Origin of the sequence: Microbacterium sp. MYb72 (genome assembly GCF_002979415.1) — a bacterium.
Classification (GTDB): Bacteria; Actinomycetota; Actinomycetes; order Actinomycetales; family Microbacteriaceae; genus Microbacterium; species Microbacterium natoriense.
The window spans coordinates 50,673-66,783 of record NZ_PCOT01000006.1; the positions used below are offsets into that span (position 1 = coordinate 50,673).

Consider the following 16,111-nt stretch of genomic DNA (forward strand, 5'->3'; position numbering starts at 1 on the left):
ATCGAAACGGCGTGAGGCTCCCTCTGACCCCTCACGGGGGTCAGAGGGAGCCTCACCTTGGCACAGCAGGCCATGTGCTCGCCAGTATGTCGGTGGGCACAAGTCTTCTGGGGAACTCGAAACGAGAGTCGCGGCCGATTGGGGAATCGGCCGCGGGGGAGAGAAACACGTGAAGAAGACACTCGCTGGAGTGGCTGCGCTGACGACCGCGGCCGCACTGTCCATCGTCGTCGCGCCGCCGGCGGTCGCCGCGGCCGGAGACGGGACGATCACGCTCACCGTGGTGAACGACGTCAACGCGAACAGCACGCGAGACGCCGCCGACGCCGCGCTCAACGGGGTGACGGTGCGGTTCACCGATCCGCAGAACCACACGTTCACGCGCTCCACGAACGCGGCCGGTCAGGTCGTGCTCGGCGGAGCGGACGCGGGCAACACGCTCGTGGGCGGCAAGTACCGCATCGAGGTGACCAACCCGAACACCGGCACCTACACCGAGGCGCGCATCCTCGACGGGCACGCCGAGCCGCAGTTCGCCCCGGCGACGTCGTTCGTCGACGTGTCGGGCGGTGCGGATGCCGCGCTCAGCGTCGGCTACGTCGACGTGAGCACGCTGGGCCCCTCCAACGCCACGATCTTCTCCGCCATCCAGCCCGACAGCATCTGGCCGGGCGCGGGTGAGGGCCGCGAGATCTACCAGGTCCCCTACCGCCTGAACAGCGCCCCGACCGGCGTCACCTCGCGGGTCACGACGGGGTCGGTGTACGGCATCGGCCTCGACCAGAAGGCGCAGAAGCTCTACGCCGGCGCCTACGCCAAGCGCGGCTCGGTCTACGGTGCGGGCGGCCCCGGTGCGATCTACCGGGTGGACCCGTGGTCGGGAGCCACCGAGGTCTACGCCACGGTCGCAGACGCCGGCACCACGTCGCACGACATGACCAGCGTCAACGGCGCCGGTCACCAGACCCAGGACTTCGACTTCCGCACCGCGGTGGGCCGTGAGAGCCTCGGCGACGTGGAGGTCACGGAGGACAGCAAGTACCTCCTCGCGGTGAACATGCACACCGATTCGGTCGTCGTGTACCCGGTGCAGACGGCCCCGAACCCTGCTCCGGTGCAGACGCTCCCGATCCCGGCCGTCGCCTGTGCGGCGGATCAGGACTGGGCGCCGATGGCGATCGGCGAGAACGCCGGCAAGATCTACGTCGGCGCCGTGTGCGGCGTGACCATGCAGGCGAGCGTGATCGAGTACGACATCTCGGCCTCCGGCATCCTCAGCCCCACCGGCGTGGTCTACTCCGGCGACCCGACGACGGCCCCCGGCCACAGCGGCGTCGTCTCGGGCAACCTCGCCGTCGACGCCTCGTGCCGCTTCGTGGACTGGCTGCCGTGGAGCGACGGCGTCGCGCAGGCGTGCATCAACGCCGGCGCCGCCTCGACGCCCATCAACCCGGCGGCCAACGGACTCGCGGGGCAGTTCTCGGTGCCGCAGCCGATGCTCTCCGACATCGAGTTCACCGCCGCCGGTGACATGATCCTCGCCTTCCGCGACCGCGGTGGTGACCAGTACAGCTCGCTGCTCTACTACGGCACCCGCACCAACGGTCTCGGCGCCTACTCGAACTACGTCACCGCCGGCGACATCGTCGGGGTGTGCGCCTCCGGTTCCACGCTCGACTTCGATTGCCGGGGCAGCCAGCCCCGGGGCGGCGACTTCGACGACTTCGGCGGTTTCCACAACGAGGCCGCGTTCGGCGGCATGGTCCACGTGCCGGGCACCGACCGACTCGTCATCAACCAGATGGATGCCACCGGGCTGTTCTCGAACGGCCTGCGTGCCTTCAACCCCGCCACGGGCAACCAGGCGGCAGGCAGCACCGGCTCCGCGAACGTGCTCGTCACCGACGACTTCCAGAAGGCGCAGGGACTGGCCGACATGGAGGCGCTCGTGCTCGCGGCGACCCAGCAGATCGGCAACCGCATCTGGCTGGACACCGACGAGGACGGCATCCAGGATGCCGACGAGCCGTCGGTCGCCGGTGTGCAGGTGTCGCTCTACGACACGGCCGGCACGCTGATCGCGACCACCGTGACCGACGCGAACGGCGAGTACTGGTTCGACACCGACGACGGTCTGCTGCCGGCGACGAACTACCAGATCCGTCTCGACCGCCCGGCGGACTTCGCCGCGGGCGGCCCGCTCGCCGGCACCACGCCGACGGGCGCAGCCGCGGGGTCGAACCGCGGCATCGACAGCAACGGCGTGACCGTCGACGTCGGCGGCGCTCCGACCGTCGTCGCGAACGTCACCTCGCCCGCGGCCGGACGCAACGACCACTCCTTCGACTTCGGCTTCGTCCCGACGCCGGTGTCGATCGGTGACTACGTCTGGATCGACCGAGACAACGACGGGCAGCAGGACGCAGGAGAGCCTCCGGTGGCCGGCATCACCGTGCAGCTGAAGGACTCGACGGGAGCGGTGATCGCGACCACGACGACGGATGCCGACGGCTACTACTCCTTCACGGATCTGCGTGCATCGAGCGACTACACGGTCGTCTTCCCGACGACGGTGACGGTCGACGGCGACGTGTACCGTCTCACGGCGCCGAGCAGGGGCGCCTCGGCATCCGACTCGAACCCGGCCGTCGACACGGGCGCCGCGCCGGTGCGCACCCCCGCGTCGGGCGACAACCTGGGCACTCCTGGTGACGCCGACGACCCGACGATCGACGCGGGCTACGTGCCGATCGTCTCGGTGGGCGACTACGTGTGGATCGACGCCGACAAGGACGGTGTGCAGGATGCCGGTGAGACGCCCGTCGCAGGGGTCGAGGTGAAGCTGCTGTCGGCCGACGGCCAGACGGTCATCGCGACCACCACGACCGACGCGAACGGCTACTACGTCTTCACCGACCTGCCGGGTTCGACCGACTACATCATCGAGTTCCCGACGACGGTGACCGTGGGCGGCATCACCTACCCGCTCACCGAGCGCGACGCGGGCGATGACGACGCCGCGGATTCGGATGCCGACCCGGAGACGGGCCGCGTCTCGATCACGACGCCGGCGTCCGGAGCGAACTCGGCGGAGCCCGGCGAGGCCGACGACCCGACGATCGACGCGGGCTTCATCGCCCCTCCGGTCTCGATCGGCGACTACGTGTGGCTCGACGCCGACCGCGACGGCCAGCAGGACGAGGGCGAGAAGCCGGTTCCCGGCGCGACCGTGCGGCTGCTGTCGCCCGACGGCGCCACGGTCATCGCGACCACGACGACCGACGCGAACGGCTACTACGCCTTCACCGACCTGGCGCCGGGCGTCGACTACGTCGTGGAGTTCCCGACGACCGTGACGGTCGACGGCGTGCGCTACGTGCTCACCGCGCCGGCGCAGGGCGGGTCGGCGACCGACTCCAACCCGGCCGTCGACACGGGCCGCGCCCCGGTGACGACGCCCCTCGGCGGCGGCAACTCGGGTGAGCCCGGCGAGGCCGACGACCCGACGATCGACGCGGGCTACGTGCCGGTGCTGGTCTCGATCGGCGACTACGTGTGGCTCGACGCCGACGGAGACGGCATCCAGGACGAGGGCGAGTCCCCCGTCGCCGGTGTCGAGGTGAAGCTGCTCTCGCCCGACGGTGAGACGGTCATCGCGACCACCACGACCGACGCGAACGGCTACTACGTCTTCACCGACCTGCCGAACTCGACGGACTTCATCGTGGAGTTCCCGCTCTCGGTCACCGTCGACGGCGTCGAGCACCGACTCACCACGCCCGGCGCGGGCGAGAGCGACGGCGGGGACTCGAACCCGGCCGTGACGACGGGTCGCGCACCCGTGACCACGCCGGCCGACGGGCAGAACTCGGCGGAGCCCGGCGAGGCCGACGACCCGACGATCGATGCGGGCTACGCGCCCGTGAAGGTCTCGGTCGGCGACTACGTCTGGATCGACGCTGACCGCGACGGCGTGCAGGACCCGACCGAGAAGCCCGTCGCGGGCGTCGAGGTGAAGCTCTACGACAAGGACGGCGTCCTCGTGGCGACGACCACGACCGACGAGTCCGGGTTCTATGTGTTCACCGACCTGAAGCCGTCGACGCAGTACTCGATCGAGTTCCCGACCTCCGTGGTCATCGGCGGGGTCACCTATCCTCTGACGTCCGCGAACGTCGGCGGTGACGACAAGGACTCGGATGCCGACCCCAAGACCGGTCGGGTGACCTTCACCACTCCGGCGACGGGGTCGAACTCGGCGCTGCCGGGTGAGGTCGACCTTCCGACGCTCGACGCGGGCTTCGCGCCTCCTGCTCCGATCGTGGCCCCTGGCCTCGCGGTCACGGGTGGTGCGGTGCCGTGGGTGCTCGGCGGAGCGGCCGGTCTGCTGCTCCTCCTGGGTGCGGCGCTCGTGCTGATGCGTCGCCGCCGCGCGACCGCTGAGGCCGTCGAGATCGACTGACCGAGGATGAGGAGGGCCGTCGCGATCCGTCGCGGCGGCCCTCCTCGCGTCCGGGGTCTTGCCGTCGCGTGCGCCGCTCGCGCGTCAGGGGCCCCCGGGGCGTATGCCGCTCGCGCGTTCGGGTCACGTCGTCGCGTGTGTCGCTCGCGCGTTCGGGAGGAGAAAGCACCCTCGGGCTGAGGAATGCGGGCGGATCCTCAGCCGATGCGTGAGTTCTCCTCCCGAACGTGAGGGCAGGGAGGGGGGTGCGAGAGGGGAGCCGCGCGAGGAGGTCCGCGACCCTCAGGCGGTCGCGGCCCGCAGTGCGATGCGGATCATGTCTCCGAAGGTCTGCTCGCGCTCCAGCGCGGTGGTCTCCTCGCCCGTGACGATGTGGTCGGAGACGGTGCAGATGCTCAGCGCTCGCCGACCGTAGTACGCCGCGAGCGTGTAGAGACCGCTCGTCTCCATCTCGACTCCGAGCACGCCGTGCTGCACGAACGGCTCGGTGAGCTCGGGGCGGGTGCTGTAGAACTGGTCGCTCGAGAGCAGCAGCCCGACGTGCACGTTCGACTCCGGCGGCTCGGCCTCGCTCGCCTCGACGGCGGCGCGCAGCAGCGAGAAGTCGGCGACGGGGGCGTAGTCGAGACCGTGGAAGCGCACCCGGTTGATGCCGGAGTCGGTGCACGCCCCGTTCGCGATGATGATGTCGCGCACCTTCAGCTTCTCGGTCAGCGCGCCGCACGACCCAACCCTGACGACCGTCTGCACCCCGTAGGAGTCGAACAGCTCGTTCGCGTAGATCGCCATCGAGGGCTGGCCCATGCCCGACCCCTGCACTGAGACGCGATGCCCCTCCCAGGTGCCGGTGAAGCCCAGCATCCCGCGCGTCTCGGAGTACAGCTGCGCGTCGTCGAGAAAGGTCTCGGCGATCCACTTCGCCCGCAGCGGATCTCCGGGGAACAGGACGATGGGGGCGATCTGGCCGGGCTCTGCGGCGATGTGCGTGCTCATGGGGTCAGCGTAGTGAGGGGTCGCCGGGCGGGGTGCCTGGAACTGATATTCCGGTTCCTATAGCGTGAAGGGGATCGCGATTCTCGCGGCGAGAGGGAGGCGACATGGCGGAGCACGCGGCGGCATCGGGGTGGCGCGGATTCTGGGAGCGCGGCGGCTGGTGGAGGGCGCTCGTGCTCGCGGCCGTCTACTTCGTGCTGTACGAGGGGCTGTCGCTCCTCTTCGGACCGCTGGCCGAGGGGATCACGGACCCGCAGAGCGCCGCGGCCGTGGTCGTCTTCTACGTCCTGCCCGTGACGGTCGGCGCGCTGCTGCTGATCGCGTTCATCTGGTCGGTCGGCTGGTTCGGCGAGATCTTCGGACCGCAGCCGATCCGCGGCAGCGGCTGGATGTGGATCGCCGTCGCGGCCGTGCTGCTGTTCAACATCCTGCGCTTCGCGACGATCGACTACGCAGACACCGAGGCGGGCGTCGTGCCGGCCTGGCTGCTGGCGGGGCTCCTCGTGGGTTTCGCCGAGGAGGTGCTCACCCGCGGACTCGTCGTGAATCTGCTCCGCAAGGCCGGCTACCGGGAGATCGTCGTCGCCGTCGTCTCCGCGGCGGTCTTCGCCGGTCTGCACGCCGGCAACCTGCTGTCCGGTCAGGCGCTGCTCCCCACGTTGGTCCAGCTCGGCTACACCTTCGCGTTCGGGATCTGCATGTACCTCGCGATGCGGGTGACCGGAACGATCATCGTGCCGATCCTGTTGCACGCCACGACCGATCCGAGCATCTTCCTGCAGTCCGCCCACCCCGCCGAGGGTGCGCTCGCCGGCATCGCCGGTCTCGGCAACATCGTCGTGATCATCGTCGGACTGGTGCTGCTGATCTTCATCCGCGGACGCGTGGAGAGCACGCGGGAGCAGGCGGCGATCGCCTAGGGTCAGCCCTGCCGGCGGACCATCTCGGCGATCCAGATCGGGGCGAACGGAGACGTGCACCCCGGCGCCGTCGGATAGTCGGCGAGCACCTGCAGATCGTTCCCGATCGCGAGGGCGCGGTCGCGCAGGTGCGGATGGTGGATGCCGATCTGCGCCAGCGTCTCGTTCATCGCCCACTGCGTCCGGGGTGCGGCATCCCTCATGTCCCGCTCGATCTCGTCGAGCAGGGCGCCGAGGTCGAGGCCGTCGGGCTGCTTCACGACCCGCACGGACGTCAGCGACCACCCCGCGGCCGACACGGTGTCGGCGGGGTCGTGCCGCCACCCCTCTCGCAGGTCGTCGGAGAGCGGCGTCTTCTTGAGCACGTAGTTCACGAACCAGTCGTTGACCTTGGGCGGCTGCGGCTCGCGCAGCATCCCGTCGAGGTCCTCCGCGGAGTACTGCCGTGGGGCGCAGACCAGCAGCGCGAGCAGCCGGGCCGGGGTCTCTCCGGTCTCCCACAGCTCACGGGCCAGCGGCTGATCGGTCTTGGCCTTCTTCGCGACCGCGCGGAGACGGCTGAGGTTCATGCCGTGATCGTCGCCGCGCTTCTCGTTCGCCGCGCGCACCTTCGGATCCTCCAGCGCCGCGAGCTCGGCGAGGGCATCAGCGAGTTCCATGCCTCCAGGGTAGGGCTCGGGGCCGCGGCCTCCCTCGCATCCATCTCGAGTCGTGGCGCGGTCCGCGTCCGTCCGGGGCCGTCCGCGTCCGTCCGGGGCCGTCCGCGTCCGTCCGGGGCCGTCCGAATTTCGGATGACGGCGCTTTTCTCGGACGCACGCGCCGTGATCATCCGAATTCCGCGCATCCGTCCGAATTTCGGATGCCGCGACCGGAGGATGCCGCACAACGGATGCGGCCATTCGAGGATGCGCGGCCGGAGGATGCGCGGCACGGAGGATGCCGCACACGGATGCCGCCGCATCACCGTGTCGGCGCACCCGTGTCGGCGCGACACGGCGCGCTCAGCCCTCGCCGAGGAGCTCGCCGTGGATGCGGCGGAGATCCTCCATGAGCGAGCCGATGAGGATCCAGTGACCGGAGGAGGGCGGTGTGATCACCAGCGGAGCGGTGAGCGCAGGGATCGCCGAGGTCAGCGCCTCCGGCTCCGGCGAGACCTCCGCGAGCTGCACGGCGAGGCGCACGTCGTGGCCGGCGCGCCGCAGCTGCTCGGCGATCGCCGCCACCGCGGGCTCCTCGCCGATCGTGTCGTCGTAGTGGTCGAAGTAGGCGCGGGTCATGCCGATGGTCTGGGTCACGATCGGCGACAGCCGCTCCAGCAGCGCGCGCATCTCCCGCAGCTCGTCGCGATGGGCCGAGCGCCGCGGATTGAGGGTGAGCGACTCCTCTCCTGCGGCGATCGAGGCCTCGGCGGCATCCTTCATCGGCCGCAGCAGCCGCACCTCGAGCATGAGCTCCTGCAGGCGGGCGGGTGACTGCGGTGCGGGCAGGGCTGCGGCCAGACGGTCGAGGCAGGCGGCGAGCTCACGGCCGAGGAGCCCGAGGTCGCGCCGTGCGGGTCCGGTGAGCACGGGCGGCACGATGAGGGCGTTCACGACGATGCCGATGCCGACGCCGATCAGCGTCTCCACGATGCGCGACAGCGCGTAGGCGGGTGTCGACGAGCCGAGAGCCAGCACGAGCATCGCCGAGATGGCGATCTGGTTGCCGGTGCCGGGGGAGGCGCGGAAGGCCCAGGCGACGAGCATGGCGACGACGATCGCGAGCAGCACGATCCACGCGGGCGAGCCCAGCAGCCAGCCCAGCGCGAGCGCGATCACGACGCCGGCGATCACGCCGATGCTGCGCTCGAGCGCCTTCGACAGCGACTGGTTGACGCTGGGCTGCACGACCAGCAGCGCGGCGATCGCCGCGAACACGGGCAGCTGCTCCGGGAAGATCGCCCCCGCGATGAGCCACGCGGCGATGGTCGCCGCGGCGGACTTCACCACCTGCAGCAGGGGTGAGCGCCTGGCGGCCCTGATCGCGACGGGGATGCGCATGGCACAACGCTACTCGGGTGACGGCATCCGTCCTGTCGAGCGCGTTCAGGGGGTCGTGGCGGCGGCGCGCAGCGGGCCCTTCGCGATGTCGTCGATGAACCAGGCGCCTTCGACCTTCGTCAGGGTGTACTCGCGGGGCTGGGCGAACTCGTCTCCGGCGTCGGCGCCGAGCTCGTGCAGGAAGCCGTCGGAGGCGCTGACGATCGTGAAGAGGGATTCAAATCCGACGGTCGCGTGCTGCCGGTCGGCGTCGATCGTCGAGGCGGTCCAGGCCACTCCGGTCTGCGCGATCGACAGGTCGTTGTCGACGTACATGGCCGTGACGGCATCCGCGTAGTCCTCGCCCGCCAGCTTGTCGAGGAAGAGCGGCGAGAAGAACCGCTCCTCCGCCGCGACGGAGTCGGCGACCGTGCTCGGGGTCCGGTTGTCGGATGCTCCGGAGTGCAGCGCGACGACCTGCTGCAGCGCCTGGACGTCGGGGTCGTCGAGGGTCAGGTGCTCCCCTGTCGACGCGATCGTCCACAGGGTGTCGTCGGGGTCGAAGTGCGGTGTGGGGCTCGCGCTCGGCATGGCCGCTGACCCATCGGATGCCGTCGATGGGCCGCTGTCCGTGCATCCGGACAGCGCGACCGATCCGATCACGAGCGAGACGAGGACGGCGAGGGCCTTCGCGGTGGTTCTCTGCATGGGTTCCTCCTCCCGGGGAGGGCTGTGCGGCCCTCCCCGGGTCTCTCGGTCGGTCAGTTGGCGGGAGCGGCGTTGAGCTGCCAGTGCGACGACCACCACGTGGTCGGCACGTTCCCGAACTCGACGCTGCCCGTGCCGTTCTCGACGTGCAGGGCGCCGGAGGCGTTCTGGATGCGCGTGTACCCGCTGCCGGCGGACGGCGTCGACCATTCGGCGGCGGTTCCCGCCGTCGCCGCGGTGCCGTGGCGAACGGTCGAGCCGCTCACGTAGAGGTACTGGTTGGTCCACCGGTTGCGGTACTTGGTGGTGCCGGATGCCGTGGTCTCGGGCACCCACTGGGCGCTCCAGTAGGTGCTGGGGACCTCGCCGAAGCGGACGATGCCGTCGTTGGGCTCGACGTTGACGGCGCCGGCCCTGTGCCGGTTGTTGATGAGCTTCCAGGTGGGGGAGACGGCCTCCGAGTATCCGGCGTTGTCCTTGTAGACGCGCAGGTAGTCGACCTCCCACTGCTTGGGCCAGACGCTGTTGGGCTGGCCGGAGCCCGCACCGGTGTAGATGTTCATGATGATGCCCATCGCGGTGTTCGGGGCGTCGTTGAGCGTCTTCACGAGCTGACCGTCGTAGTAGAACCGCAGCTGGGTCGGCGTCCAGTCCATGGCGTAGATGTGGAACTCCGTGGTCGGAGAGCCCGAGACGGGCACGGTGTCGAGAGACCACGATCCGAGGAAGTTCGGGTCACCCCAGCCGTAGGCGGCGATGCGCCAGCTGTTCGGGGTGCTGAAGAACGTCTCGATCATGTCGATCTCGGACTGGCCGCCGGTGGTGTTCGTGCCGACCAGCCAGAGGGCCTGGTGCCCGCCGCCCCCGGCGTTCGAGTTCTTGGCGCGCACCTCGACGTAGCCGTACTTCGTGGAGTAGCCGTTGAACGTGGGCAGGTTGTTGCGGTTCACCGCCGACGAGTTGAACTTGTGCCAGTTGTTCTGGTTGAAGGTCTGGATCGCCGACGAGACGACGGTGCCGTCCTGGTCGGGGTTCCACGGCGGCTGGTCCTGGTCGACGCGGAGCTTGATCGTGCCGTTCGAGATCGTGTAGCGCGCTGCCGTGTCGGCGATGTCGGCGGCGGGCACCCAGTGCGGGAGGTAGTTCGGCAGCCACTTCGAGGTGTCGAGCGTCGTACCGGTGAACTCCTCGCTGAAGTCGAGGGTGTAGCCCGGCTTGTCGACGGGATTCGGCGGGGTGTCGGCCGCGAAGGCGGCGGGGGAGGCGAGCGTGAACGCGGTGACAGCGACGGCGAACGCGGCTGCGGCGGCGGCGCCGCGGGATGTCTTTCGATGGAACATGGGGTTCTCCTCGGTGATCGTCGGTGATCAGTGCGTGGACGCGGTGCGGTGCGCACCGTCCTGCGAGGTAATTAACCCGAACTCTTGCGTAATTGTCAATACTCGCGGGCGAAGAGCTGTTCCTTCACCCTCGCCGCGCTGACGGCCAGCGCTCCGACCGACGGCGCGATCGCGCCGAGGGCGGAGGTGCGCACGTCGGGGAGGAAGAGCGACCGTCCGGCGAGCTCGGAGCCCAGTGCCGCCGCGAGTCTCGCGGAGGCGCCGGGGATGCTGCTGCTGACGACGACGACGTGCGGATCGATCGCGAGGACCAGGGCGCCCAGGCCGTCGGCGATGTCGGCGGCGAACCCGGTGACGGCATCCGCGCCCTCCGTGCCGGGCGCCGCAGCGGCCGTGAACAGCTGCTCCAGGCCGTCGGGGGCGCGCTCGGCCAGCCTCTGCTGCGCCTCCGGCCACGCGACCCTGCCGAGCGCTCCGATCTCACCGGCAGCCCCGTGCGCCCCTCGGGCGACGCGGCCGTCGACGATGGATGCCGCGGAGATCCGGTTCCCGATGCGCAGGAGCACGGCGGTCTCATCCGCCCCGACCGATCCGTGCTCGATCTCGGCGAGTGCGGCGAGCTTGGTGTCGTTGTCGAAGGCGATCCTGGCGCCGGGGAAGGCGGCGCGCAGCTGCGCGTCGATGTCGCTGGTCAGCCAGTCGGGCACCACCGTGGTCTTCACCGGGCGACCGTCCGCATCCACGATGCCGGGGATGCCGACGGTGAGCGCGACGAGTTCGTGGGATGCCGTCGTCGACTCGTCGAGCAGCTCGGTCACGAGCGCGATGATCGCGGCCGCCGCATGCTCTCCGCTCGACAGGTCGTGCTCCTGGCGGCGGTGGGCCGCGCTGACCGTTCCGCGCAGGTCGCCGGCCACGCCGGAGATGCCGTGCGGGCCGACGTCGATCCCCACGGCGACGCCCTGATCGGCGGCGAACCGGTACCCGCGCGCCGGGCGGCCGGCGCGCGTCGGGCGCAGCTGCTCGGAGTCGGCCAGGCCGGATTCGACGAGCCCGGACAGCACGGTCTCGACCGTCGTGCGCGACAGGCCGGTCGAGGTCGCCAGCTGGCTGGCCGTCATCGGGGAGGACGCGTCCCACAGGGTGGTCAGCACCGCGTGGTCGTTGAGCCGACGCATCGCTGCGAGGTCGGTGCCGAGCGCCTGGGTGGTCACCTGTCCTGACTATCACATTCCGGCAACCCCGGCTTGACAGTGCGAGGGGGCTGGCCTATCTTGTGAATTACAACAGAGAGTTGCGAAATACCCTTTCCCCCTTCTTCACCAGAAAGCGACACTCACATGCAACGACGCACCCGACTCGTGCTCGCGCCTCTCGCCGCCGGCGCCCTCCTCGGCCTCGCCCTCACCGCCTGCGCGCCAGGACCGGCGACGAACGGCGGCGGCGCCGCCGTCGACGCCAGCACCACGCTCACCGACGACGACATCACCCTCACGCTCATGTCGACGCCGGAGTCCGGCGCGGCCACCGAGGCCACGATCGCCGCCTTCGAGAAGGAGCACCCGAACATCACGATCGAGTACTCCCAGACCAACTACGACGACTACAACCAGAGCGTGAACCTCAACCTCGCAGGCGACAAGTCCCCCGACATCGTCCTCCTGAACGCGGTCGCGAACACCGTCAAGAACAAGCTCGTCCTGCCCCTCGACGACTACGCCGACCTCTACGGGTGGAACGACTTCTTCCCCACCAACCAGCTCAACCAGTGGCGCGTCGCCGACGACGGCTCCACCCTCGGCGAAGGCGGAGACCTCTACGCGGCCCCCGCCGGCTTCTCGCTCGTCGGCACGTACTACAACAAGGCCCTGGCCGCGCAGCTCGGGATCACCGCACCCACCACCCTGGGCGACTTCGAGAGCGCGCTCGCCGCGGCCCAGGGCTCCGGCATCCTCCCCGTCCAGCTCGGCAACGCGGAGGGGCACGCGGCATTCGTGGTGCAGCTGCTCGGCCAGGGCGAGGGCGGAGCCGACGACGCCAACGCCTGGGCCTTCGGCCACAAGGGCGAGACGTTCGACACCGACGCCAACCGCACCGCGGTCGACACCCTCGTCTCCTGGCAGAAGGCCGGCTACCTCGGCGATCCGACGACGGTGAACGGCACCGACCTCCAGGGCGCCGTCGACAACTTCATCGCGGGCAAGGGCCTGTTCCTCGTCGACGGGATCTGGGACGCCGGCAAGATCGCCGAGGGGCTGGGAGCGGATGCCGGCTTCCTCCCGTTCCCCGGCAAGAACGTGACGGGGATCGGCACCTCGGTCGCCTACGCGATCTCCACGAAGAGCGCGCACCCGAACGAGGCGGCGGCGTTCCTGGACTTCCTGCGGTCTCCCGAGGCGAGCGCCCAGCAGTTCGCGCAGGGCTTCATGCCCGATGACCCGACGGTCGCGGTGGCGGACGAGGGAACCCTGCAGGGCGACATCGTCGCGGCCTGGGCGCGGGTCGCGGAGGCGAACGGCCTCGTGGCGTTCAACAACAACGCGACGGCGACCATGAACGACACGCTCAAGGCCGGCACGCAGAAGCTCATCGCCGGACAGACCTCGGTCGACGACTTCCTCACCTCGGTCCAGGACGACTGGGCCGCCGCCCACGCCGGCTGATCCATGACCACGTCGCTGTCTCCCCGGCGGGAGGGGTCCGGTCTCACGGCCGGCCCCTCCCGTCGGCCCCGCCGAGGGTGGAGCTCGCTCCTGTACCTGCTCCCGGCGTTCGTCTTCTACGGCACGTTCACGATCGCCCCCTGGGTGCAGAGCATCTGGCTCTCCTTCTGGAACTGGGACGGGATCGGGGCCGCCACCTGGGCCGGCATCGAGAACTACCTCCGCGTGTTCACGGACGACCGGCTCCTCGTCGCCCTGCGCAACGGCCTCGGATTCATCGTGTTCTACACCGCGTTCCCGCTCGTGCTCGGTCTCATCATCGCGGCGGTCATCGCCGCGCGCCCGAGGCGCGGCTCCGGGTTCGTCCGCACCGTGCTCTTCCTGCCGCAGATCCTCCCGCTGGTGGCCGTCGGCGTCGTGTGGCGCTATCTCTACGCGGCAGACGGTCCGATCAACCAGTTCCTGACCGCCATCGGCCTCGGCGATGTCGCGAGGGCGTGGCTCGGCGACTTCACCTGGGCGTACCCCGCCGTCGGCATCATCGGCACCTGGGTCACGACCGGACTGTGCATGATGCTCCTGCTCGCCGGCATCCAGAAGATCGACCCCTCGCTCTACGAGGCGGCGCGACTCGACCGCTGCGGACCGATCCGCCAGTTCTGGCACGTCACGGTGCCAGGGGTGCGCGCAGAGATCGTCGTGGCCGTCACGGTGACGCTGATCTCCGCCCTCGCGAGCTTCGACATCGTCTACGTCACCACCGGCGGCGGCCCCGGCGATCAGACGATCGTCCCCGGCGTGCTGATCTACAAGCTCGTCTTCACCTCGAACGAGGTCGGGCTCGCCTGCGCCCTCGCGACGGTGCTGAGCGCGATCATCCTCGTCTTCGTCGCCGTGATCGGCCGAGTGGGAAGGCGCAGCGCATGAGATCTCCCGCCTCCCGCGTGCTGTCGGCGGTGTTCCTGCTCGTCGCCGTGCTCAGCGTCGTCATCCCGTTCCTCGCGCTGGTGTCCGCGGCTCTCCAGCCGGCCGACACGCTCGTCCCCCGACTCACCTGGCCCAGCGATCCGCAGTGGGGCAACTTCGCCACGGCGTGGAGCATGGCCGGCTTCGGATCCCTCCTCGCATCGAGCGCGATCATCGCGGTCGTGGTCGTCCCGATCTCGGTGGTGTGCGCGACGCTCGCCGGCTACGCGATGGGCACGATGAGGATGCCGGCGAAGGGCGTGCTGTTCGCCTTCTTCATCGCGGGGCTCACGCTCCCGTACGAGGCGATCGTCGTGCCGCTGTACTTCTCGATGAGGTCGACCGGCCTGATCGACACGTACTGGGCGGTCATCCTCCCCCTGGTCGGAGCGTTCATGCCGTTCGGGATCTTCTGGATGCGGACGCACTTCGAATCCGTGCCCGCCGAGATCATCGAGGCCGCCCAGCTGGACGGCGCCGGTCGGTTCCGCACCCTGGTGCAGATCCTGATCCCCGGCGCCAAGCCCGCCATCATCACGTACGCGCTGCTGACGTTCATGTGGGCGTGGAACCAGTTCCTCCTCGCGCTCATCCTCATCCGCGATCCCTCGCGCCGCACGGCCCCGTCCGGGCTGGGCACGTTCGTGCAGCAGTACGGGGAGAACATCCCGCTGCTCGCGGCCGGGACGATCATCGTGATCGCGCCGATCGTCGTCCTCTACTTCATCTTCCAGCGAAAGTTCGTCGCCGGCCTCGTGCAAGGAGCCCTCAAATGACCGCCCACGCCCCCCTCCGTCTCGCGATCGTCGGAGCCGGATCGCGCGGGACCGGATACGCGCGCCGAGCCGTCGCGGACGGGGCGACGATCACCGCCGTGGTGGAGCCGGATGCGGAGAGGCTGCGGGTGTTCCTCGCCGAGTTCGCCGATCAGCCGATCGAGTGCTTCGGCACCTGGCAGGACCTCGCCGCGCGGGAGGAGAGGATCGCGGATGCCGTGGTCGTCTCCACGCCGGACCGCCTGCACGCCGAGCCCGCGATCGGCCTCGCCGGAGCCGGGTACCACCTCCTCCTGGAGAAGCCGATCGCCCCCACGGAGGAGGAGTCGAGCCGCATCGTCGCCGCCGCGGATGCCGCAGGGGTGATGCTCGCGGTGTGCCACGTCATGCGGTACTCGGACTACTCGCACACCCTCAAGCGGCTGCTCGACGACGGCGCGATCGGCCGGCTGGTGTCGGTCGAGCACCTCGAGCCGATCGGCTGGTGGCACTTCGCGCACTCGTACGTGCGGGGCAACTGGGCCCGCGAGGAGGAGTCGGGGCCGATGCTGCTCACCAAGAGCAGCCACGACATCGACTGGCTCTCGTACATCGTCGGTCTCCCGGCCGAGCGCGTGTCGTCGTTCGGGAGCCTCCTGCACTTCCGGCCGGAGAACAAGCCGGCCGACGCCACGGCGCGGTGCCTCGACTGCCCGCTGCAGAACTCCTGCGCGTACTCCGCGACGACGATCTACCGCGGCTTCCTCGGTGACGAGACGTTCGAGCGCTGGCCGCTCGCGGTGCTGACGACCGACGTCACCCCTGAGGGGGTGGAGCGCGCGCTCCGCGGCGGCCCGTACGGACGATGCGTGTTCGACGGCCAGAACGACGTCGTCGACCATCAGGTCGTGAACATCGAGTACAGCGGCGGGGTGACGGCATCCTTCACCGTGACCGCGTTCACCGAACTGGACTTCCGCAAGACGCGCCTCTTCGGCACGTCGGGGAGCATCGAGGGCGACGGCAGGTCGCTGCTCGTGCACGACTTCGTGCGCGACGAGAAGTACGAGGTCGTGCCCGAGTCCCGCGGGGCGGCGAGCGCGGCCGACGGCCACGGCGGCGCCGACGACGCGCTGGTCCAGGCCTTCCTCGCGGCCGTGCGCACGGGGGACAGGTCGCTGCTGCTCTCCGGACCGGCCGAGAGCCTCGCCACGCACCGGATCGTGTGGCTCGCTGAGGAGGCGCGCCGGAGCAACACGGTGATGCCCGTTCCCGCGCACTGAGC

General features: G+C 69.9%; 12 protein-coding genes. 6 read left to right on the forward strand and 6 right to left on the reverse strand.

Annotated elements, in window-relative coordinates:
• Positions 1-169 precede the first annotated feature (169 nt).
• Positions 170-4,462, forward strand: coding sequence for an SdrD B-like domain-containing protein (locus tag CQ047_RS04790; protein WP_146114268.1), 4,293 nt, complete (start codon positions 170-172; stop codon positions 4,460-4,462).
• 282 nt (positions 4,463-4,744) lie between these two features.
• Here CQ047_RS04790 and deoD read toward each other — a convergent pair whose 3' ends face one another.
• Positions 4,745-5,455, reverse strand: coding sequence for a purine-nucleoside phosphorylase (gene deoD, locus CQ047_RS04795; RefSeq protein WP_105673147.1), 711 nt, complete (start codon positions 5,453-5,455; stop codon positions 4,745-4,747).
• Between the two features lie 104 nt (positions 5,456-5,559).
• Between deoD and CQ047_RS04800 the strand changes: the two genes are divergently transcribed.
• On the forward strand, positions 5,560-6,375 hold the full coding sequence (locus CQ047_RS04800; protein WP_105673148.1) for a type II CAAX prenyl endopeptidase Rce1 family protein: 816 nt from the start codon (positions 5,560-5,562) through the stop codon (positions 6,373-6,375).
• 2 nt (positions 6,376-6,377) lie between these two features.
• Here CQ047_RS04800 and CQ047_RS04805 read toward each other — a convergent pair whose 3' ends face one another.
• The 5 genes from CQ047_RS04805 to CQ047_RS04825 all read right to left on the reverse strand — a co-directional run bounded on the left by CQ047_RS04805 (position 6,378) and on the right by CQ047_RS04825 (position 11,656).
• The gene (locus CQ047_RS04805) at positions 6,378-7,034 is read right to left on the reverse strand and encodes a DNA alkylation repair protein (protein ID WP_105673149.1); all 657 of its coding nucleotides are present in this window, start codon (positions 7,032-7,034) and stop codon (positions 6,378-6,380) included.
• A gap of 343 nt (positions 7,035-7,377) precedes the next feature.
• Positions 7,378-8,415: an aromatic acid exporter family protein gene (locus CQ047_RS04810; RefSeq protein WP_105673150.1), complete on the reverse strand. Its 1,038-nt coding sequence runs from the start codon at positions 8,413-8,415 to the stop codon at positions 7,378-7,380.
• A gap of 45 nt (positions 8,416-8,460) precedes the next feature.
• Positions 8,461-9,102 carry a hypothetical protein gene (locus CQ047_RS04815; RefSeq protein ID WP_105673151.1) on the reverse strand — a complete coding sequence of 214 codons (642 nt, stop codon included), beginning with the start codon at positions 9,100-9,102 and terminating at the stop codon, positions 8,461-8,463.
• A 53-nt stretch (positions 9,103-9,155) separates the two neighbouring features.
• Positions 9,156-10,442: a glycoside hydrolase family 16 protein gene (locus CQ047_RS04820; protein ID WP_105673152.1), complete on the reverse strand. Its 1,287-nt coding sequence runs from the start codon at positions 10,440-10,442 to the stop codon at positions 9,156-9,158.
• A gap of 95 nt (positions 10,443-10,537) precedes the next feature.
• Entirely contained in the window at positions 10,538-11,656 is a 1,119-nt protein-coding gene (locus tag CQ047_RS04825) for an ROK family transcriptional regulator (protein WP_105673153.1), read from the reverse strand.
• 126 nt (positions 11,657-11,782) lie between these two features.
• Here CQ047_RS04825 and CQ047_RS04830 point away from each other — a divergent pair, with 126 nt between their 5' ends.
• From CQ047_RS04830 to CQ047_RS04845, 4 genes are read left to right on the forward strand one after another with little or no spacing between them, the layout of a single operon-like run.
• Positions 11,783-13,105 (forward strand): ABC transporter substrate-binding protein, encoded by a 1,323-nt coding sequence (locus CQ047_RS04830; protein WP_105673154.1) that lies wholly within the window; start codon positions 11,783-11,785, stop codon positions 13,103-13,105.
• Positions 13,106-13,108: 3 nt separating this feature from the next.
• Complete coding sequence (locus CQ047_RS04835) at positions 13,109-14,032, forward strand: carbohydrate ABC transporter permease (protein ID WP_105673155.1); 924 nt, start codon at positions 13,109-13,111, stop codon at positions 14,030-14,032.
• Complete coding sequence (locus tag CQ047_RS04840) at positions 14,029-14,847, forward strand: carbohydrate ABC transporter permease (protein WP_105673156.1); 819 nt, start codon at positions 14,029-14,031, stop codon at positions 14,845-14,847. The genes CQ047_RS04835 and CQ047_RS04840 overlap by 4 nt, the downstream gene beginning before the upstream one ends.
• The gene (locus tag CQ047_RS04845) at positions 14,844-16,109 is read left to right on the forward strand and encodes a Gfo/Idh/MocA family protein (RefSeq protein WP_105673157.1); all 1,266 of its coding nucleotides are present in this window, start codon (positions 14,844-14,846) and stop codon (positions 16,107-16,109) included. The genes CQ047_RS04840 and CQ047_RS04845 overlap by 4 nt, the downstream gene beginning before the upstream one ends.
• The last annotated feature ends 2 nt before the right edge of the window (positions 16,110-16,111 follow it).

Excerpts from the sequence above, each read along its gene's own strand:
- CQ047_RS04835 (WP_105673155.1), top strand. The coding sequence starts at position 13,109 with ATGACCACGTCGCTGTCTCCCCGGCGGGAGGGGTCCGGTCTCACGGCC.
- CQ047_RS04840 (WP_105673156.1), top strand. The coding sequence starts at position 14,029 with ATGAGATCTCCCGCCTCCCGCGTGCTGTCGGCGGTGTTCCTGCTCGTC.
- CQ047_RS04810 (WP_105673150.1), bottom strand. The coding sequence starts at position 8,415 with ATGCGCATCCCCGTCGCGATCAGGGCCGCCAGGCGCTCACCCCTGCTG.
- CQ047_RS04820 (WP_105673152.1), bottom strand. The coding sequence starts at position 10,442 with ATGTTCCATCGAAAGACATCCCGCGGCGCCGCCGCCGCAGCCGCGTTC.
- CQ047_RS04805 (WP_105673149.1), bottom strand. The coding sequence starts at position 7,034 with ATGGAACTCGCTGATGCCCTCGCCGAGCTCGCGGCGCTGGAGGATCCG.
- CQ047_RS04830 (WP_105673154.1), top strand. The coding sequence starts at position 11,783 with ATGCAACGACGCACCCGACTCGTGCTCGCGCCTCTCGCCGCCGGCGCC.
- CQ047_RS04800 (WP_105673148.1), top strand. The coding sequence starts at position 5,560 with ATGGCGGAGCACGCGGCGGCATCGGGGTGGCGCGGATTCTGGGAGCGC.
- CQ047_RS04815 (WP_105673151.1), bottom strand. The coding sequence starts at position 9,102 with ATGCAGAGAACCACCGCGAAGGCCCTCGCCGTCCTCGTCTCGCTCGTG.
- CQ047_RS04845 (WP_105673157.1), top strand. The coding sequence starts at position 14,844 with ATGACCGCCCACGCCCCCCTCCGTCTCGCGATCGTCGGAGCCGGATCG.
- deoD (WP_105673147.1), bottom strand. The coding sequence starts at position 5,455 with ATGAGCACGCACATCGCCGCAGAGCCCGGCCAGATCGCCCCCATCGTC.